15 protein-coding genes and 1 pseudogene are annotated in these 19,510 nt (G+C 68.5%); 9 read left to right on the top strand and 7 right to left on the bottom strand.

Features of this window, described 5'->3' with window-relative positions; all coding sequences use genetic code 11:
- The first annotated feature begins 17 nt into the window (after nt 1–17).
- Genes carA through CF15_RS01890 form a run of 3 tightly spaced genes read left to right on the top strand, consistent with a single transcriptional unit; the run spans nt 18 to nt 5,271 of the window.
- Entirely contained in the window at nt 18–1,169 is a 1,152-nt protein-coding gene (gene carA, locus CF15_RS01900; protein WP_058371341.1) for a glutamine-hydrolyzing carbamoyl-phosphate synthase small subunit, read from the top strand.
- 32 nt (nt 1,170–1,201) lie between these two features.
- Nucleotides 1,202–4,426: a carbamoyl-phosphate synthase (glutamine-hydrolyzing) large subunit gene (gene carB / locus CF15_RS01895; RefSeq protein WP_058370280.1), complete on the top strand. Its 3,225-nt coding sequence runs from the start codon at nt 1,202–1,204 to the stop codon at nt 4,424–4,426.
- A 2-nt stretch (nt 4,427–4,428) separates the two neighbouring features.
- Nucleotides 4,429–5,271, top strand: a complete 843-nt coding sequence (locus CF15_RS01890; protein ID WP_058370279.1) for a RimK family alpha-L-glutamate ligase — start codon at nt 4,429–4,431, stop codon at nt 5,269–5,271.
- Between the two features lie 64 nt (nt 5,272–5,335).
- On the opposite strand, the gene acs is transcribed toward CF15_RS01890, so the two are convergent.
- Nucleotides 5,336–7,342 (bottom strand): acetate--CoA ligase, encoded by a 2,007-nt coding sequence (gene acs, locus CF15_RS01885; RefSeq protein ID WP_058370278.1) that lies wholly within the window; start codon nt 7,340–7,342, stop codon nt 5,336–5,338.
- A 223-nt stretch (nt 7,343–7,565) separates the two neighbouring features.
- Here acs and CF15_RS01880 point away from each other — a divergent pair, with 223 nt between their 5' ends.
- The gene (locus CF15_RS01880; protein ID WP_083494432.1) at nt 7,566–8,732 is read left to right on the top strand and encodes a tyrosine-type recombinase/integrase; all 1,167 of its coding nucleotides are present in this window, start codon (nt 7,566–7,568) and stop codon (nt 8,730–8,732) included.
- Here the strand turns inward: CF15_RS01880 and CF15_RS09350 are convergent.
- From CF15_RS09350 to CF15_RS01860, 4 genes and pseudogenes are all read right to left on the bottom strand, one after another.
- Nucleotides 8,729–10,690, bottom strand: a pseudogene (locus tag CF15_RS09350) (GNAT family N-acetyltransferase). The gene CF15_RS01880 and the pseudogene CF15_RS09350 sit on opposite strands and share 4 nt — an antisense overlap.
- A gap of 81 nt (nt 10,691–10,771) precedes the next feature.
- Entirely contained in the window at nt 10,772–12,112 is a 1,341-nt protein-coding gene (locus tag CF15_RS01870) for a DNA double-strand break repair nuclease NurA (RefSeq protein ID WP_058370277.1), read from the bottom strand.
- Between the two features lie 39 nt (nt 12,113–12,151).
- Complete coding sequence (locus CF15_RS01865) at nt 12,152–12,445, bottom strand: hypothetical protein (protein ID WP_058370276.1); 294 nt, start codon at nt 12,443–12,445, stop codon at nt 12,152–12,154.
- A 38-nt stretch (nt 12,446–12,483) separates the two neighbouring features.
- A complete protein-coding gene (locus tag CF15_RS01860) occupies nt 12,484–13,542 on the bottom strand; it encodes an MFS transporter (protein ID WP_058370275.1) in 1,059 nt (352 codons plus the stop codon).
- A gap of 176 nt (nt 13,543–13,718) precedes the next feature.
- Between CF15_RS01860 and CF15_RS01855 the strand changes: the two genes are divergently transcribed.
- Genes CF15_RS01855 through CF15_RS01845 form a run of 3 tightly spaced genes read left to right on the top strand, consistent with a single transcriptional unit; the run spans nt 13,719 to nt 16,227 of the window.
- Nucleotides 13,719–14,759, top strand: a complete 1,041-nt coding sequence (locus CF15_RS01855) for an ABC transporter substrate-binding protein (RefSeq protein WP_058370274.1) — start codon at nt 13,719–13,721, stop codon at nt 14,757–14,759.
- Nucleotides 14,760–14,815: 56 nt separating this feature from the next.
- Nucleotides 14,816–15,484, top strand: a complete 669-nt coding sequence (locus tag CF15_RS01850) for an ABC transporter permease subunit (protein WP_058370273.1) — start codon at nt 14,816–14,818, stop codon at nt 15,482–15,484.
- Complete coding sequence (locus CF15_RS01845; RefSeq protein ID WP_168371209.1) at nt 15,457–16,227, top strand: ABC transporter ATP-binding protein; 771 nt, start codon at nt 15,457–15,459, stop codon at nt 16,225–16,227. The genes CF15_RS01850 and CF15_RS01845 overlap by 28 nt, the downstream gene beginning before the upstream one ends.
- Here the strand turns inward: CF15_RS01845 and CF15_RS01840 are convergent.
- Nucleotides 16,183–16,983, bottom strand: a complete 801-nt coding sequence (locus CF15_RS01840) for a 4-phosphopantoate--beta-alanine ligase (RefSeq protein WP_058370271.1) — start codon at nt 16,981–16,983, stop codon at nt 16,183–16,185. The two genes, CF15_RS01845 and CF15_RS01840, sit on opposite strands and share 45 nt — an antisense overlap.
- 111 nt (nt 16,984–17,094) lie before the next feature.
- Here CF15_RS01840 and CF15_RS01835 point away from each other — a divergent pair, with 111 nt between their 5' ends.
- Complete coding sequence (locus CF15_RS01835; protein ID WP_058370270.1) at nt 17,095–17,700, top strand: SAM-dependent methyltransferase; 606 nt, start codon at nt 17,095–17,097, stop codon at nt 17,698–17,700.
- A complete protein-coding gene (locus CF15_RS01830) occupies nt 17,697–18,749 on the top strand; it encodes a radical SAM protein (RefSeq protein WP_236698095.1) in 1,053 nt (350 codons plus the stop codon). The genes CF15_RS01835 and CF15_RS01830 overlap by 4 nt, the downstream gene beginning before the upstream one ends.
- Here the strand turns inward: CF15_RS01830 and CF15_RS01825 are convergent.
- Nucleotides 18,746–19,333 (bottom strand): O-methyltransferase, encoded by a 588-nt coding sequence (locus tag CF15_RS01825; RefSeq protein WP_236698186.1) that lies wholly within the window; start codon nt 19,331–19,333, stop codon nt 18,746–18,748. The genes CF15_RS01830 and CF15_RS01825 overlap by 4 nt on opposite strands.
- Nucleotides 19,334–19,510 lie beyond the last annotated feature (177 nt).

Here is a 19,510-nt window from a genome sequence, read left to right as displayed (position 1 = left end):
AGATCAGGGTCTACAGGATGCCGCTGCTACGCTGCCGCACGGGGCTGGGGGCTCGGCTGCTGCTAGCCGACGGCCTCGGCGTCGAGGGCTGCGGGTTCGGCGCCCCCGCCACCAGGGTGGGGGAGGTAGTGTTCACGACCGCTATGACGGGGTACCCGGAGAGCCTCACCGACCCCAGCTACCGTGGCCAGATACTCGTAGAGACCCACCCCATGGTCGGGAACTATGGGGTGCCCAGCAGGGCTAGGAGGGTGTACGGCATCCCCCTGGACTACGAGTCCGACAGGATACAGGTGGAGGGCTTCGTGGTCGCCGAGCTGCCGGAGCCGAGCCACTACGCCTCGGCCATGAGCCTCCATGAGTGGCTCCGCGGGGAGGGCGTGCCAGGCATCTATAGGGTCGACACCAGGATGCTCGTGGAGAGGATAAGGGAGCACGGCGTCATAATGGGGGTGCTCTCCGTCTACCCGCTCGACGAGGAGCCCCCCAGCTGGGATGAGCTGGCCCGGGTCCTCTCCAGCTCCAAGTCCTACGACGAGAGGCTATTCGCGCTGGAGACGAGCCCGAGGGAGCCCATAACCCATAGCCCGCCGGGCCGCCCCCGGGCCCGGGTCTCGATGCTCGACTGCGGGGTGAAGTATGGGATACTCCGCCAGCTCCTCCACCGTGGCGTGGAGGTGACACGCTACCCCTGCACGGCGGGGGCGGACGAGCTGCTGGACGGCTACGACGCTGTGGTGCTCAGCAACGGGCCGGGGAACCCCGCGCTGCTCCGGGCCCAGGCCCGGGTGGCGGCGGAGGTGGCCACCTCGGGCAAGCCGGTGCTCGCCGTCTGCCTGGGCATGCAGCTCCTCTCCCTCGGCCTCGGGGCCCGCGCCTACAAGCTCCCCTACGGCCACCGCGGCGTCAACAAGCCCGTGGTGGAGCTGGGCACCGGCCGCTGCATGGTGACGACGCACAACCATGGGTACGCTATAGACTGGGACAGCCTGGAAGGGACCGGGCTGGAGCCCTGGTTCCGGCAGCCCGACGACGGCACCCTGGAGGGCGTGAGGAGCAGGGACGGGCTGGTGCTCGCCACCCAGTTCCACCCGGAGGCGGGCCCGGGGCCCTGGGACTCGTCCTGGGTCTTCGACCTCTTCGTTAAGATGGTCGCGGGGAGGAGGTAGCGGGGTCGACGTAAAGCAGGGGGTGCGTGGAAGTGCCCAGGAGGATTGACGTGAGGAAGGTGCTGGTGCTCGGGAGCGGCGCGATAAAGATAGCTGAGGCGGCCGAGTTCGACTACAGTGGCAGCCAGGCGCTCAAGGCCCTCCGCGAGGAGGGTATTGAGACCGTACTGGTGAACCCCAACGTAGCCACCATCCAGACCAGCTACAGGCTGGCCGACCACGTGTACCTGGGCCCTCTGAAGCCCTGGTTCGTGGAGAAGGTCATCGAGAGGGAGCGGCCCGACGGCATCCTCCTAGGCTTCGGCGGCCAGACCGCCCTGAGCCTAGGGGTCGAGCTGCACCGGCGCGGTGTGCTCCAGCGCTACGGGGTGCGCGTCCTAGGCACCCAGGTGGAGGGGATCGAGAAGGCCCTGTCCCGCGGCCTCTTCCGCGAGGCCATGGTCTCCGCTGGGCTCCCCGTCCCGCCCAGCGTCCCGGCGAGGAGCATTGAGGAGGCGCTGGAGGCCGCCGAGAGGATAGGCTACCCCGTGATAGTGAGGGTGAGCTTCAACCTCGGCGGCGGCGGGAGCCTGGTGGCCCGGAGCCGCGGGGAGCTGGAGAAGTGGCTTGCCCGCGCCTTCGCCCAGTCGGGCTCCGGCGAGGTGCTTGTGGAGAGGTACCTCCACCACTGGAAGGAGATAGAGTTCGAGGTGGTCCGCGACCAGTATGGCATCAGCGTGGCCGTGGCCTGCCTCGAGAACGCCGACCCCATGGGGGTCCACACCGGCGAGTCGGTGGTGGTAGCGCCCTGCCAGACGCTCACCGACCAGGAGTACCAGCTCCTCCGCCAGGCCAGCCTCCGGGTGGCGGAGGCCATAAGCCTGGTTGGCGAGGGTAACGTGCAGCTGGCCCTCAACCCGAGGGACAGCCGGGGCTACTACGTGATAGAGACCAACCCCAGGATGAGCAGGAGCAGTGCCCTAGCGAGCAAGGCCACCGGCTACCCGCTAGCCTACATAGCGGCCAAGCTCGCCCTCGGCTACCGACTGGACGAGCTGCTCAACCGCGTCACCGGCAGGACCTGCGCCTGCTTCGAGCCCAGCCTCGACTATGTAGTCGTCAAGGTGCCGCGCTGGGACCTCGACAAGTTCGACAACGTGGAGAAGAGCATTGGCAGCGAGATGAAGAGCATAGGAGAGGTCATGGCTATAGGCAGGAACTTCGCTGAAGCCCTGCAGAAGGCTATAAGGATGCTCGACATAGGCGAACCCGGCGTGGTGGCCGGGCCCAGGTACGAGGAGCCGGAGAGCCTAGAGAGCGTCCTAAGGCGGCTCCGCAGCCGCGAGCCCTACTGGCCCATATGGGTGGCCAAGGCCCTCCGCCTTGGCACGAGCGTGGGCCAGATCTACGAGGCCACGGGGATTGACCCCTACTTCCTCAACCAGATCCGGGAGATAGTCGAGGTGGCGGAGGCCCTCCGCCGCGCAAGGCCGAGGAGCATGGAGTTCCTCGAGCTGCTCGCCGAGGCTAAGAGGCTCGGCTTCAGCGACGAGCAGGTGTCGCTGCTCACCGGGCTCAGCGTGGAGGAGGTGGAGAGGGCGAGGCGGAGCATAGGCCTCGAGAGGCCCAGGGTGAGGCAGATAGACACCCTCGCCGCCGAGTGGCCAGCGGCGACCAACTACCTCTATATGAGCTACAGCGCGTACGAGGACGATAAGCCTATAACCACTGGGCGGCCGCGGATAATGGTGCTCGGCGCCGGCGTCTTCCGGATCGGCGTCTCCGTCGAGTTCGACTGGGGGGTGGCGAGCTTCGCCGAAGAGGCGCGCAGGCTCGGCTACGAGGTCGTCGTGGTGAACTACAACCCCGAGACAGTCTCCACAGACTGGGATATGAACGACAAGCTCTACTTCGAGGAGCTCAGCCTCGAACGCGTCCTCGACATATATAGGTTCGAGGAGCCCGTGGGCGTGGTCGCCTTCCTCGGCGGCCAGATAGCGAACAACCTGGCCAGGCCGCTCGAAGAGAGGGGGGTCCGGCTCCTGGGGACCCCGGGCAGCAGCGTCGACCGGGCCGAGAACCGGGCGAAGTTCTCCCAGCTACTCGAGGAGCTAGGGATAAAGCAGCCCGAGTGGACGGCGGCCACGAGCGTTGAGGAGGCGCTCCGCTTCGCCGAGGAGGCCGGCTACCCGGTTTTCGTGAGGCCCAGCTACGTGCTCAGCGGCTCCGCTATGAAGATCGCGTGGAGCCCCGAGGAGCTGAGGAGCTATATAGAGAAGGCCGCTAGGGTCTCGCCCAGGTACCCCGTGGTCGTGTCCAAGTTTCTCGAGGGAGCCGTGGAGGCTGAGATAGACGCGGTGGGGGACAGTCGCCGGGCAGTCGGCGCGGTGATAGAGCATATCGAGCCTGGCGGGGTCCACAGCGGCGACTCAACCATGGTGATCCCCTGGTTCAGCCTCCCAGATGCCGTGGTCAGGGAGATGATCCGAGTGGCTGAGACGCTCAACGAGGTGCTGGGGATAAAGGGCCCATTCAACATACAGTTCCTCGTAAAGGATGGGAGCGTCTACGTGGTGGAGCTGAACCTCCGCGCCAGCCGCTCGATGCCCTTCACCAGCAAGACCACCGGCTACAACCTGATGCGCGCAGCCGCCGAGGCGGCGCTCAGGGGAGGGATAAGGTACGGCTTCGAGGCCGGCGAGGAGGGCTTCAAGCTCCTCCGCCCGGCGGGCTGGTGGGGGGTGAAGAGCCCCCAGTACAGCTGGCAGAGGCTGCGGGGGGCCTACCCCGGCCTAGGCCCTGAGATGAGGAGCACCGGCGAGGTGGCGGCGCTCGGCCGCAGCCTCCCAGAGGCGCTGCTCAAGAGCTGGCTGAGCGTGCAGGGCAACCAGCTGCCGCCCCCCGGCGGGGTGATCCTCGTCTACACGCCCACCGGCAGGGGCCGCCGCGAGCTCTCGGAAGCCGTGAGGTTGATGGCAGAGAGGGGCTACAGGATATACACGGTAGAGGGCATGGAGGCCGACGGGGCCGAGCCGCTCCCGGTGGAGCAGGCGCTGCGCCTCATAAGGAGCGGCTCAGCCGGCATGATCATGACCACGGACTACGCGCCCGACCGGGACTACGCCATCCGCCGCCTAGCAGTGGACCTCGGCGTTCCCGTGGTGCTCGACGCGAGGCTCGCCAGGATGCTGGCCGAGGCCATATCCAGGACCGGCCTCGAGGCCATCGAGGCCCTCGAGCTCCGCGACTACTGGGGCCCAGGGGTGGAGGCGTTCTAGCCATGCCCAGGGTGGCTCTCGTAGTGGACGTGGTGCGGATGGAGGAGCGCATGCTGCTCGACGTGCTGCGCTCCAGGGCCGAGACTGAGACGGTGGACGCTGGCTCTATGCCCCTCGAGGTAGGGAGCAACAGCTTCGACGCGGCAGTCATAAGGCCTATAAGCATGTACCGCGCTGCCTACGCCGCTGCGAGCTTCGAGGCAGCCAGGGTATTCACCGTGAACCGTTCCGAGACCATAATGCTGGCTGGGGACAAGATGCTGACCTACGCCCGGCTAGCCGCGGCGAGGGTGCCCACGCCCCGCAGCTTCTACGCCTCAAGCCCCCAGGCAGCCCTGAAGGCCGCGGAGAAGCTAGGCTACCCAGTAGTCATCAAGGCGCCGCTCGGCAGCTGGGGCAGGCTCGTGTCACGCGTCGACAACCCCGTGGAGCTGGAGCAGCTCGCGAGGCTCCGCCAGGGCCTGCCCTGCAGCCAGACGAGGAGCATGATAGTCCAGGAGTACCTCGACACCGGGGGCAGCGACATACGCTGCATAGTGATGGCTGGCAGCCTCCTCGGATGCATAAGGAGGATAGCCGGCAGCGGCGAGTGGAGGAGCAACGTAGCCCTAGGCGCGAGGACCGAGGCCTACAACGCGGACCCCGCCCTGGAGGACCTCGTCCTAAGGGCAGCGGCGGCGGTGAAGGGGTTCTTCGTGTCGATAGACGTGTTCGAGACGCGGGAGAGGGGCTACCTGGTGAACGAGGTCAACGGCGTCCCGGAGTTCAAGGGCTTCTACCGCGCCACCGGGATAAACCCCGCGGTGAGGCTGGCCGAGGCGCTGATAGAGGAGCTGAAACGCTAGAAGCCTTCCCGGGGGAGCCCCTCCGGGCGCGGGGAAAAAGAGGAGCGCCGCTCCCCCGGGGGGCTTAGCTGCTCTCGCGGAGCAGGCGCTCGCTCTCCTCGACAGCCTTCTTGAACTCCTCCCAGGCCTTCTTGATCTCCTCTACGCTGGCCTCGTCCTCCAGAGTGCTTACGTCGCCCAGCGGGGCGCCGGTGGCGACAGCCTTTACCAGCCTCCTCATTATCTTGCCGCTCCTGGTCTTTGGCAGCTTGTTCACGAAGAGCACCCTGCTCGGCACGGCTATCGGGCTCAGTGCCTTGCGGACGCTCTGCTTGATCTCCTCCTCGAGCTCCTTGCTGGGCTTGTAGCCCTCCCTGAGCACCACTACGGCGAGGGGCACCTCGCCCTTGATGGGATCGGGTATACCGACCACAGCGGCCTCGGCCACGGCGGGGTGGGTTAGTATCGCGTCCTCTATCTCCGTGGTGCCCAGCCTGTGGCCCGCTACGTTCAGCACCTCGTCCGCGCGGCCCAGCATCCAGATGTAGCCGTCCTCGTCCTTCACAGCGTAGTCGGCGGGGTAGTAGATCCATATCCCCTTATCGGGCTGGCTGAACCTCTGCCAGTAGGTCCTTATGTAGCGCTGCGGGTCGCCCCAGAGCCCCATCAGCATGCCGGGCCACGGCTTCTTTATCACGAGGTAGCCCTTCTCGCCGGGCTTCGCCGGCTCGCCCTTGTCGTTGAACACGTCGGCGTCCACGCCGGGCAGCGGGTACGTGGCGCTGCCGGGCTTCAGGGGCACCAGGGCTATGCCTGGAGCCGGGGCTATCATCGCGGCGCCGGTCTCGGTCTGCCACCAGGTGTCCACTATCGGGAGCTTGCCGCCGCCGACGACCTCGTAGTACCACTTCCACACGTCGGGGTTTATCGGCTCGCCCACGGTGCCGAGCAGCCTGAGGCTGCTGAGGTCGTGCTTCTTCACCCACTCGTCGCCGTACTTGCGGAACAGCCTTATGGCGGTCGGGCTCGTGTAGAGTATCGTCACCCTGTACTTCTCTATTATCTCCCAGACGCGGTCGGGCTGCGGGTAGTCGGGCGCACCCTCGTACATAACGTTGGTCATGCCGTGCATGAGGGGCGCGTAGACTATGTAGGTGTGGCCGGTTATCCAGCCTATGTCCGCGGCGGTCCACATCACGTCGTCGGGCCTCGGGTCCCAGGTCCACTTGAAGCTCCAGTAGACCCAGACCATGTAGCCGCCGACGCTGTGCATTATGCCCTTAGGCTTGCCGGTTGTACCGCTGCTATAGAGTATGAAGAGTACGTCATCACTCTTCCTGGGCTCCGGGGGCACGTAGACGTTGTGGGGCACCTCCTTGGCTAGCTCGTCGTACCAGTAGTCGCGGCCCTCAACCATGTTCACGTCGAGGTTGAGCCCGCTCCTCTTAACCACCAGTACCTTCTCCACCTTAACGCCCTGCTCCTCGGCCAGCTTGACGCCCTCGTCAGCGTTCTTCTTCAGGTTTATGACCTTGCCGCGGCGGTAGTAGCCGTCGGCGGTTATGAGCACCTTAGCCTTGGCATCCACTATGCGGTCGGCGAGCGCCTTGGGGCTGAAGCCGCTGAACACAACGCTGTGTATAGCGCCTATCCTGGCGGCGGCCAGCATGGCTATGGGCAGCTCGGGTATCATAGGCATATAGATTACCACGCGGTCGTCGGGCTTAACCCCGAGGTTCTTGAGGACCTGGGCGAACCTGTTTACCTCGCGCCAGAGCTCATAGTAGCTTATCACCCTGGTGTCGCCGGGCTCGCCCTCCCAGTAGTAGGCGACCTTGCTCTTGACCTCGGTGTTCATCCAGCGGTCTAGGGCGTTGACGGTTATGTTGGTGACGCCGCCCACGAACCAGCGGTAGAAGGGCGGGTTGGAGTCGTCGAGGACCTTGTCCCAGTACTTGAACCAGATGAGCGCGCGGGCCTTCTCGTCCCAGAACTTCTCGAGGTTATCGAGGCTCTCACGCCTAATCTCCATCAGCTGCTTGATGGCAGGGATGTACTTCTCGCCGAAAGGTAGGCCCTGCTCCTCAGTCATAGCCTCGCCACCCGACGAGCCAGGCTTTCGACTCTACTCCACGCTGCTAATCTATTTAAAGCATAACGCTTCATCTTAAATGTTGGAACGTTAGAATCGCGTAAGCATGTGGGCGGGCCCCGCAATCCCGGCGAGGCCGGGGCGGAGTGTTACCCGGGTAGCTATGGAGCCGCAGCCCGGCGGCCCCGGGACGAGGCAGCAAGCTATAGGGGTGGGCTGCGCGATGACACGCTTCGACCTCCCGCCGCCCCCGCCGGGGCTGCTCGAGAGGAGCAACCGGGAGGCGATGGAGGCCTTCCTCGCAGCGCTCGCCGCCGCCGGCGCCAGCCCGAAGACCGTGAAGGCGTACCGGGCGGCAATAAGCGACTTCCTAGACTTCATAGCCGGGAAGCCTCTCCGCGAGGTGACGAGCAGCGACGTCTCAGCCTGGATATACGAACGTCTCACCCGGGGGCTCAGGAGGCCCAGGAGCCCCGGCGGCGGGTCCCTCGACGAGAGGAGGGAGAGGCAGACAACGATGCACTACTACACGCTCTTCCTCCGTGGCTTCCTCGAGTGGCTGGGCCTCCCGGTTAAGGTCCCCGTGGTGAGGAAGCCCAGGAGCCCCAGGATCGAGGCGCTCCGCCCGGAGGAGGTTGAGAGGCTCCTCAACGCGGCCCGCGACCCGCTGGACCTCCTGATAGTGGCGCTCCTCTTCGAGACCGGGCTCCGCGCCCAGGAGGCGGTAGGGCTCCGGCTACGCGATATAGACACGGCTAGGCGGGAGATAAGGGTGAGGAACGCCAAGTACGGCGAGGAGCGCGTTGTCCTCTACGGGCCCCTAACGGAGCAGGCCCTGGCCCTCTGGCTAGCCCTGAACCCCGGCCTCGGGCCGGACGACCCGCTGCTGGGGATAAGCTACAGTGGGCTCTACAAGAGGCTGAAGAGCCTCGCCCGCCGCGCCGGCCTCGACCCGAGGAGGGTGAGGCCCCACGTGCTCCGCCACACATTCGCCACCGAGGCGCTCCGCCGCGGCGTGCCGCTCCCCGTGGTGCAGAGGCTGCTAGGCCACCACGATATCAAGGTGACCCAGATCTACCTACACCTGCTGGACGAGGACCTGCGCGCCGCTTACCAGCGCGCCTTCGCCGCCCAGCAGCCCCCGCCGCCAGCCACGTGGCAGTACCCGCAGCCATGGCCCGCGGCCCCCCAGCCCCAGCAGCAGTGGTGGACGTCCCCGGCCTACCCAGCCGCCTCCGGTGCAGCCGCCGCCGGCCCCCAGCCCTACCCCTACCCATACCAGCCCCAGCCGCCTCCGGTGCAGCCCGCCTACCCCCAGCAGGCCGGCAGCCAGGCGCCGGGCGCGGCGGGCGGCGGGAAGGGAGACGAGGAGAGGAGGCGCCGCGGCTAGGCCCCGGCCTTCCTGCCCCTCTCCTCCACCACGGCTGCGGAGCCGTAGCCCACGAGCACTATCTTGTCCGGGGCCAGCGCCCTGAGCACCTCCGGCCTGTTGGTGGAGACTATGAGCGTTATCCCCGCGCGGCGGGCTAGGGCGCCGAGCTTCCTAGCAACCCTCTGGGCCGTCAGCCTGTCTAGATGTGCTGTGAACTCGTCCACTATCATGAGGTTGGGCCTCTCCGCCAGGAGGCTTGCGAGCCTCGCCCTCTCCTTCTGCCCTGTCGACAGCTCATCGAACCTCGCCCGGTAGAAGATGGCGTCGCTCAGCCCCACAGCGTTGAGCACCTCCACCGCAGCGGCGGGGTCGCCGATCTTCCTGGCGACGTGCTCCAGCAGGGCCTCCCCGAAGCCGGGCTCCATCTCGCCGGGCAGGAGGACGGCGAGCCTGACGTTGCCTGGCACCTCGACCCTGCCCTGGCTGGGCCGGTACTTCTCGCTGCTCTCCCCCAGCGCGGCGCCGACTATCATGCGGAGGAGCGTGGTCTTCCCGGCCCCGCTCGCGCCCACCACGGCCACCACCTCGCCCGGCCCTATCTCCAGGTTCACGTTGCGGAGCACGTAGCGCTCCCCCTCCTCCTCTCCGCCCCGAAGGCGCGGAGCACCTCCTGCAGCCCCGGGGGCAGCCTGGAGACGTCGAGCTCGCCGCTGTACATCTTGGTCACGTTTACGAGCCTTACTGGCGAGCTTAGGGGCTCAACCCTCCCGTACCTGGGCCTGAACAGCCTGCCGCCGTGGCGGCGGGCGTAGGGGTCCTTCTCGAGGAACTCCTCGATCCTCCTCCGAGCCTCCTGGGTCAGCGGGTACATGAGCACTGGGCGGCCGCTCGCGGTGTCCCACATGTAGCGGAACCCCGCCTTCTCGAAGAACGGGTTGTACCTAGCCATCTGGGCTATGGTCTCTACCACGTGCTTCCTCCTCTTCATCTCGGGTATCCGTCTCTCGGCGATCCACTCGAGAGCCATCCTAACCGCTAGGACGCCGAGGCCGTCGCCGCGGTAGTCGGGGTGCACCACCACCCTCGCGATCCTCGCCGCGGCGGTGTTGGCGCGGCGGAGCGCCTCCTCCGCTATCTCCTCGCCCACGGCCGCCCGGGCTATCCTCCTCGAGCCGTAGAGCTCCGCCAGCTCCTGGAACCTCTTCCTAAGCTCGGCCCTCCTCGCGTAGGCCAGGGGCCAGAAGGTCGGGTGGAACCAGTCCCGGGGGAACATCTTCTCCCCTTATCATCCTCTCTATCTCGACCCTGCCGTCCTCGCGGACTATCCGGCGGTGCATCAAGGGTATCGGCGTGTCGACCCTAACGTACGCCACTATCCTCGGCTCGTAGGGCTCCCTGGAGACGAGCTCGAGCACCATGAAGCGGCTCGAGGGGAGGCTCCCCCTTATCTCCTGCAGCTTCATCGGCACCCCGCATCGGGGGCAGGTGGGCTGCACGTTGGCCTCGGCGTAGGCGCCGCAGACCGGGCACCTCCATATAGCTACGACCTCCTCCTTGCTAGCGTAGTGGTACTGCTCGAGCCCGACAATCTCCTTGAAGTCCTCCTCGCTCTCAGCCTCCCTGGCGACGACGCGGTACTCGTAGACCTTCTCCCCCAGCACGCTCTCCCGCTCGAGCCGGGCCTCCCTCCTCCAGAGGGGCCAGACCTGGATCCTCTCCTCCCCCTCCTCCCCGCCCCAGATCCTCCAAAGCTCGAACGTGTCCCTGGGGGCGACGTACACGCCTCCAAGGTTCTCGGGCTCCTCCAGGAAGCGCACCTCGACCCTCTCGCCCCTCTGCATCCACCTGGCTATAGCCCCGGGCATGAGGAGGTGGACGCGCGCCCCCGTCTCAAGCTCGACCATGAGGCCGCCTAGCCAGCGGGAGCCTACCCTGGGGACCCGGGCGCCGAGCACCCGGCCCCGAAGAAGCAGCATAGCCGGGACGGGCTCCCTCCTAGCCCCAGCCAAGCCCCTGCCCCCCGGGGCCTCAGAGCAGCCCCAGACCTTATCCCCTGGCTAGACGAGGCGGCGCCTCCGCCGGGCCAGCGTCCTGCCCATAATGCTCCTCCTGGCCAGGCGCAGCTGCAGCCCCCGGGCCGCGGCGAGCTGCTCCAGGAGCCTAATGTAGCCTGCAAGCTGGCTGGAGGTGAGGGTGGCGTTCATGTGCGCGGCCACGAGCTGCACGTTATAGTACTCGGGGCCGGCGTAGCCGGCGCGGAGCACCGCCACCAGCTCCTCCTCCCGGGCGCCCGGCTCCTCCAGCACCCTGCCGGGGGAGTAGTAGCAGCCCGGCTCTCCGGGGAACTCGGCGAGGAGCGGGGCATCCCCCGCCCCCAGCCTCACGTAGATCATCCTGCTGCAGGGTAGCTCGTCCAGCAGCCCCGGCAGCCTCTCGGCGAGCGAGCGGAACTCCTCCGCCTCCGGCTCCCCCGCCAGGAGGGCCTCGGCCCGGGAGGCCGCGCGCTCTACCAGGCCCTTGATCCCGCCCCTCGCCAGCGCCCTGCTGAGCCTCAGCGGAGGGGGCATGCGGAGGACCCAGCTGTACCCCGGGCCCTGGCCGGCGGCGTCGGCTATGAAGAAGCTGTCCCGGTAGCTCATATCCAGCGCGGCGTCGAACGCGCCGCGCAGCTCGTGGGGGACGAGCCTCCTCGCCTCCAGCAGCTGCTCCCGGAAGGCTAGCGGGTAGTAGTCGAGCGCCCTCGAGGCGAGGGGCTGGAGCGCCCTCACCCTCTCCGCCACCGCCTCCAGGAGCACCTTCTCCTTCAGCGCCCTGAACCCGTGGTCCTTCGAGACGTAGGCTACCGTTACGCCCCTCTCCCTCGCGGCCCTCACGAGCCCCGCTATCTCGGCGAGCATGTAGCCGCTGAGGAGCGCGGTGTAGACCAGCCCCAGGCTCTGAGCCCCGTGGCTGGCGAGCTTCGCCAGGGCGGTCAGCCCGGCGGTAACCGTGACCCAGAGGCTGCCATCCATTAGCAGCACGCTCCCCGGCGGCAGGCGCAGGGCCAGCCTCACAGCTATCCTGTGCTCCAGCCAGCTCCGGAGCGCGTCCAGCACCCTGGACTCGCGGACGGGGTAGTAGCGCAGCTCCAGCCCCCTCTCCGGCTCCCCCGCCTCCACGTAGCCGTAGGCCCTGGCTATGTAGAGGGCCCCGGCGCCCCCCGCGGGCTCCAGGCCCCCGCCCCCGTCGACGGCCGCGACCCGCCTATTCCCGGCAGGCTCGGGGAGCCCAGGCACCCACCAGTAGGAGGGGAGCCCCTCAAGCTGCCGGCCGCCGCCCCGCAGCCTGATAGACTCTATGAGCTTCTCGGCCTCGCTCGTGAAGAGGTCTACGAACCAGTCGCCGGCCAGCCTTGGCACCGCAGGGCGCCCTAAACCGGGGAGAACAGGGGTAATACTTTATCCCGGTGAGCCTGCCGGGCCCAGGCCTAGGAGCCTCCCAGCCGCCAGCCTGTACGCCGGCGTCTGCCACGCCCACTCCCTGCCGACCCCTGGATCCGGGCCGGGCTCCCGGGGCTCCGAGAGGCTTGCCAGCCTGCTAAGCCTCGTAACCAGGTTCATCTCCTCCAGCCTCTCCCCGCTCCATCCAAGCCCCGCCAGCCGCCCCAGGGGCAGAGGTTGCCCCCGGTCCACCCGCCTGCCGGCGAAGCATAGGCGCCCAGGCGGGAACGCTGTCCTGAAGCCGCAGTCCATCCCGCGTCCCCCAGGGGCGCGGGGATGCGTTCAAGCCTCTAGCCCGCCACTAGGCCGGCGAGCCAGCTGTAGAGCGCTATCGACCCCGCCGCCGAGGCGCCGCGGGCCAGCCCGTAGAGCCCGTAGCCGCCGGCCCCGCCGCGGACCATGGCGCGGGCGACGGTCTCGAACCCGGCCTCGGCGACGCCGCTGAGCGCGGCCGCGGCCAGGGCCCCGGCGGGCGAGCCTCCCACAGCGAGCACCGTGGCGCCGGCCGCCACGCCGAAGAGCGCGGGGAGCAGCGCCGCCGCCCCGGGGCTGCGGTCGTAGAGCACGCCGAGGGGCACGGCGGCCAGCGCGTCGGAGAGCATGGCTACGGCATAGAGTAGGGGTGCAGAGCCCCGCGGCACACCGCCCAGCACCCGCGCCACGTACTCGACCGCGAGGGGGCCTGCTACAAGGGTCCCAACCGCCGCCACGTAGAGGGAGGCCCTCAAGCCTCCCCCGAGCGACTCCCGGAGGCTCCTCCTCGGCCCCGGCACGGCGCTCCTCGGGTAGAGGCGCCACGCGGCGGCGAGCACCGGGAGCGTGAAGGCGGCCGGGACTGCGAGCAGCCAGAGGCCGGCTCCGCGGGCCAGCGCGGCGTAGGCGAGCAGGGGCCCCGCCACAGCCCCCACCTGGTCCATGGCCTCGTGGAGGCCGAAGACGAGGCCCCTCCTCCCGCCCGCCAGTCCTCCGAGGAGCGCGTCCCTGCTGGGGCTGCGCAGAGCCTTCCCGAGCCTCTCCAGGCCGTAGCCGAGGACTAGCAGGACGCCGCCCTGGGAGGCCGCCAGTACCCCCACCGGTATGAGCGCGTAGCCGAGCCCGGTGAACCCCCAGTAGGCCCCCAGCCTGTCTGCCAGCAGCCCCGTGGCGGGCCGGAGGCTCCAGGCGAGCACCTCGCCGAGGCCCACGACGCCGCCCAGCTCCAGCCCGCCCCTCACCAGGACCGGGAGCGCGCTCCGGAACCCCTCGTAGCTCATATCGCCGAGGAGGCTGACGACGCCGAAGAGGAGTACGACAGCCAGCGCCTCCTCCGCCAGGCCGAGCCCCCCGCTGCGCTCCCCGCCATCCCCCACGACGCGGCCCCGAGGGCCAGCCCCGCCCCTGGCTCTTAACCGGTGCGGGGCCGGGGTCAGCCCCCGTCTATGCGCCCATCCTCCCCGAGGCCCGGGGAGGATGGGCAAGGGCCAATCATCATCCCCATCACGGCTTAAAGGCGGCCCCTACGCCACCACCCTGGGGTGGTGCGGGCGTGGCGGCCCGACGCGCCTGGATAGCGGTGGCAGCCGCGCTGGCCGCTATAGCCGCTGTAGCTGCGGCCCTCCTGATCCACGGGGGCGGGCCTGGCGCCCAGGCGCCGGAGACGGGCACAGCGGGCCAGCAGGGCGCCGCCCTGCCGGTAGTGCGTGTCGGCACGCTGCGCGGCGGCATCTCGAGCCTCGACGTCATAAAGGAGCTGGGGCTCGACAGGAAGCATGGTATAGACGTGAGGGTGGTCTACTTCACCAAGACGCTCGACCTCGCCAATGCACTGGCGCGTGGAGACCTAGACGCGGCTGTGATACCGGCGGAGTTCGTGGCCAAGCTCCGCGAGCACGGCAGCGACGTTGTCATAATAGCTGTCGACTTCTACCAGAACCAGGCGGTGGTCGCCAGGCGCGGCTCTGGGATCGAGACGGTCCAGGATCTCCGGGGCCGCAGGGTGGGCATGTTCAAGCCCACCGGCACATACGCCATGTTCAAGGCCTATATGAGGGTCCTCTACGGCATCGACGTTGAGAAGGAGATGCAGCTCGTGGACGCGCCGCCGCCCCAGCTGCTCCAGGCGTTCGAGAGGGGCGACGTGGCCGCGGTGGTCCTCTGGGAGCCCCTGGTCTCTAAGATGGTCGCCGACATGGGCGGCAGGATAGTGGCTACATACAGCGGCTTCTGGCGCAGCTGGAACGGCAGCGTCGGCGACAACGGGGTCATGGTGGTCTACGCCGCCAGGGGCAGCTGGGCCCGGAGCCACCCCGGGCTCGTGGAGCGGCTCCAGGAGGCCAGGGCGGAGGCGGCCAGGAAGTGGAACCGGGATAAGGCCCTGGCGGCCTCCATACTCGTCAAGGGCTATGGGCTCAGCGAGGGGGCGGCGGAGCTTTGCTGGAAGAGGGTAAGGATGAACGAGGAGAAGGGCCTCACCGAGAGCATGGTGGAGAACATTCTGGCAGTCTGGAGGCTGGCCCGGGAGGGTGGCTACATCAGCTCAAGCCCGGAGTCTCTGGCGGAGGGCGCGTTCTGGCAGGCTGGGCGGTAGCGCTCGCGCTTCTAACCCTTTCCTGGCAGCTAGCCCACATAGCCTACCCTGGCCAGGTGCCCGGCGTGGAGGAGTCAATAATCTTCCTGGCGGAGGAGGGCCCGGGGAAGGTGCTCCGGAACACGCTCCTCACACTAGCCAGGTCGCTGGCCGGCTTCACGCTGGGCACGGCCGCCGCCCTCGCGCTGGGCCTCCTCTACACCCTGGGCCCTCTGGCGCGGGAGACGCTGAGGGCAGTCAACACGGTGCTCCAGAGCGTCTCCGTCCTGGTGTGGGTTGTGGTCCTGGTCATGCTCTTCGGCGTGCTGAGCCCCCTGCCCCCGGTGCTGGTAGCCGCCCTCGTAGCGCTGCCGATAATGCTGTCCTCCCTCCTCTCCGGCCTCGAATCCGCCAACCCGAGGCTCCTCGAGCTCGCCGCAGTGCTCGGCGCGGGCCGCTGGAGCCTCTACAAGGACTTCCTCCTGCCGAGCCTCCTCCCGTCCCTCGTGGGCGCCGGCCGCGCCGCCCTCGGAGCGGCTCTGCGGATAAGCGTCGTTGCCGAGGCGTTCGGGAGCAGCGGCGGGATAGGCTACATGATAGCTTCCTACTACAGCCTCGCCGAGCCCCGGGGAGTGTTCGCCTGGGGGCTGCTCCTCGTAACCCTCATGGTGGCCCTGGATAAGCTTGTCCTCGAGAGGCTGGAGGAGTGGGCCCGGAGATGGGCGGCGCTGCCGAGGCAGCAGTAGCGAGGGTCGAGGCCCGGGAGGTATGGAAGAGCTACAACGGCCGCCCCGTGCTGGCAGGGGTCAGCGTGGAGGCTCGCGGCTCGGAGATCGTCGGGATAGTGGGCCCCAACGGCTCGGGGAAGACGACGCTCCTCCGCATAATAGCTGGGCTCGAGAGGCCCGACAAGGGCAGGGTGGTGGTGAGGGGGAGGGCGCTGCTGGTGTTTCAAGAGAACCTCCTCCTCCCCTGGAAGAGGCTCCGCGACAACATAGCCCTGGGGCTGCGCTACCGGGGCGCCCCGCGCCGGGTGGTGGAGGAGAGGATTGCCTGGGCGGCCAGGCTCCTTGGGATAGAGGAGCACCTCGACAAGTACCCCGGGGAGGTGAGCGGCGGCACGGCCAGGAAGGCGGCGGTGGCCAGGATGCTCGTCCTGGACCCGGATATACTCCTCCTCGACGAGCCCCTGGCTGGGCTCGACGTGGAGTCGCGGCGCAGCCTGCTGGAGGCCGTCGATGCTATAGCCCACCGGCACGGCAAGACAGTCGTGATAGTGGACCATATACTGGACGAGGTAGCCTACTATGCTGACCGGGTCTACGTGCTCACCCAGCCCCCGGCGAGGGTCGAGGCCGAGGTGGAGCTGCGCGACGCCCCCCGGGCGGAGCGGCTGGCCATCGTCTACGAGGCGCTGAGCCGCGTCTACCGGGAGCGCGGCAGACTAGCCCTCCCCGAGCGGGTTGAGCGCGACGCCCTCCCGGGCTAGCTTCTCCAGCCGCTCTCTTATGTGGAGCAGCGCCCCCGCCAGCACCCTGTTGTTGTCGTAGCCCTGGACGATCTCCCCCAGCTCACTCCTGGGTCTCCCTCGCAGCTTCTCGATCTCCCCTGCTATGAGGGGGACGGCGCGCACGATGTTATCCACTATCGTCACGTCCGCCATCCTCGCGGTGCGGCTCAGCGGGTTAAGGTCTATCGCTATCACGCGCTTCCCCATCCTCCGGAGCGCCTCGGCCCGGTCTCCGTCCTCCAGCGCCACGAGCACTACGTCTGCCCTGAGGATCCCCTCGGGGCTTACCATGCCCCTGGGGTGGGGGAGCCCCGGTATACGAGCGGTTGCATCCTCCACGCCGAGGACGCGGCGGGCTCCCTTGCGGCGGAGGAGCTCCGCTATCCTCCGGACCCTCTCTTCCGTCCGGTAGAACAGGTTCACCTCCAGCGGCGCGTCGAGGAGCTTCGATAGCCTCACCAGCTCATCCGCGGCAAGGGCGGCGGCGTTACCGTTCACCGATATCACGGGGTGCTCCGCGAGGAGGAGCAGCGCGGCCGCGGCCCGGGCCGCCTCCCGGGCGAACCACTGGGTCTCCTCGCCTATCAGGTAGTCGAAGCACTCGCCCCTCCCATGGGCTATGAGGCCCTGGGGCACTACTATGCCCTCCCGCATGGCCTCCACGAGCCTCTCGCGGAGCACCAGGCTCCAGTACCTGGGGTGGCTCCTCGGTATCCCGTGTCCCCCTTCCTCCATCGAGCCTCCCGAGGGCATCCCGCAGCCGCTCCTCCAGGCGGCTAGCCCCCGGCTTGCTCCGGGTGTTTATCCCTCCCGGCCCCCGGGCCCGGTGAGGGGGCGGGGGAGTCGTTGGGTGGTGCGGCTGCGCCCTGGATACCGGCGCCGGTCAGCGTAGTCTACGCTGCCCTCGAGGCCGCCTGGGCCGGGCCATGCGACACCGTCTACGACCTGGGCTCGGGGGACGGCCGTGCAGTGGTGATAGCCGCCCGAGACTTCTGCGTGGCCAGGGCCGTCGGGGTCGAGATAGACCCCGTCCTGGTGGAGGTCTCGAGGGCCAAGGCCAGGATGGACGGGGTTGCGGACAGGGTGGAGATAATAGAGGGGGACTTCTTCGAGACTAGCCTGCGGGGCGCCACCCTGGTCTACCTCTACCTCTACAAGAGTATAAACGAGAGGCTCCGCCCCAAGCTCGAGGAGGAGCTGGGGCCCGGCGCCCGGGTGGTCACGGTAGACTTCCCGGTGCCCGGCTGGGTGCCGCTCTACACGCGCAGGCTCCGCGACGAGGGCGACATACTCCGCACGGTGCACGTCTACGTGATAGGGCTCAGCGACACCCGGTGGACCAGGCAGGGGGAGCGGCTGCGGGAGCGGCTCCCAGAGCTGGAGGCTCTCGCGGGCTGCAGGAGGAGCCCCCCGCCCGGATGCAGGCCCCGCCGCGGGGCTGGCAGGGCTTGAGGGCCAGGGCCAGGCTCGGGCTCAGGAGAACCGCCTCCTGGGGCCGCCGCGGGGTCTACATGGTGGAGGAGCCGCTGCCGCTAATGGGGGTCATACAGTTCGGGGTCATAGACAGGGGCACCAACGTGCTCCAGGTGAGGCCCACCACGGTGTGCCCCCTCTCCTGCATATTCTGCAGCGTCGACGCGGGCCCGGGGAGCAGGTGGAGACAGGCCGAGTACCTGGTTGAGCCGGGCTGGCTGGCCCACTGGGTGGGGAGGGCTGCCGCCGAGAAGGGCGTGGCGGTCGAGGCCCTGATAGACGGGGTTGGCGAGCCCCTCTCCTACCCCTGGCTCCCCCGGCTGGTGCGCCTCCTCAAGTCCATCCCCCTCGTGGCCAGCGTTGCCGCGGAGACCCACGGGGAGACCCTCACCAGGGAGCTGGTGGACCGGCTGGAGGAGGCGGGGCTCGACAGGATAAACCTCAGCATAGAGACGCTCGACCCCGAGAAGGCCCGCCGGCTAGCCGCGACCCCCTGGTACGACGTGGAGCGGGTTAAGAGGATGGCGGAGTACATTGCGAGGGAGACCAGCATAGACCTCCACGTGACCCCCGTCTGGCTCCCAGGCGTCAACGACGAGGACGTCGTGGAGATCGTGGAGTGGGCCTACAGGATCGGGGCTGGAAAGCGCTGGCCCCCAGTCACGGTTCAGAAGTACATCGCCCACCGGCACGGCCGCCGCCCGCCCGGGGTCCAGGAGCCCAGCTGGGAGGAGTACTGGAGCTGGCTCCGCGAGCTGGAGAGGAGGACCGGCAGGAGGCTCACATGGAGCATGGAGGAGTGGGGCATGAGGCCCGCGCCCCGGGTACGCCACCCGCTCCGGAGGGGCCAGGTGGCCAAGCTGCAGGTAGTCGGCCCGGGCTGGCTCCGCGGCGAGCTGCTCGCAGCGACACTGGACATGAAGAGGCTCGTGACCCTCGTCGGCGTCCGCGGCCTCGAGCCCGGCGACGTGGCGCTAGCCAGGATAACCAGGGACCGGGACGGGATATTCATAGCCAGGCCCGTCTAGGCCCTGACCGCCACCAGGAGCCCCAGCCTCGTGGGCACCACGGTGCTCCTCCACGGCCCCCTCTCCACCGCCTCGAAGAAGGACCCGGGCGGCCTCGGGAAGTAGGCGTTGTGGAACACGGCGACCCCTCCAGGCCTCAGCCTGGACTCGAGCAGCTCGAGCACCCTGGCGTACTCGTGCTTATCCACGTCGACGAACACTATGTCGAGGCTCCCCGGGCCCAGCCTCTCCAGGTAGCTTAGGGCGTCGCCCTGGACCGCCTCCAGCCTCGTCCTCTCCAGCCCCGCCTCCCCCAGCACCTCGCGGAGCCTCCGGGACCTCCAGGGGTCAGCCTCCACGGCTACGACCCGGCAGCCCCTGGTGCAGGCTGCCTCGACGCCCCCGGCGAGCCACAGGGTGGAGTAGCCTATCCCGGCCCCCAGGTCGGCCGCGGCCACCCCTTCCCCGCCCCTGCCGAGGGTGTAGAGGTACGCCACAGCGTAGAGGGCGGAGCCGTCCTCCCTCTCGATGGAGGGTATCCCGGCCCTGGCGGACTCCTCCTCAACCCGCTCGAGCAGCTCGAGGAGACGGGCGCTCGGCCCCACGGCCGGCAAGGCCTCCCTCCACCCAGGGGCGCCCAGGAGGAGCGTAATTGAGGCCTCACCGGGGATGACGGGGCGCCTTCGGAGCCCCCTCCCGGCCAACGAGGCTACACCTATCCCCGGGGCCCGGGGGTCCCGGTCCCTCGGGGCCGCGGGCACGCCCCCGCTCCTCCGCTAGGC

It is taken from the genome of Pyrodictium occultum (genome assembly GCF_001462395.1).
GTDB lineage: Archaea > Thermoproteota > Thermoprotei_A > Sulfolobales > Pyrodictiaceae > Pyrodictium > Pyrodictium occultum.
This window is presented reverse-complemented; position numbering and strand designations above follow the sequence as displayed.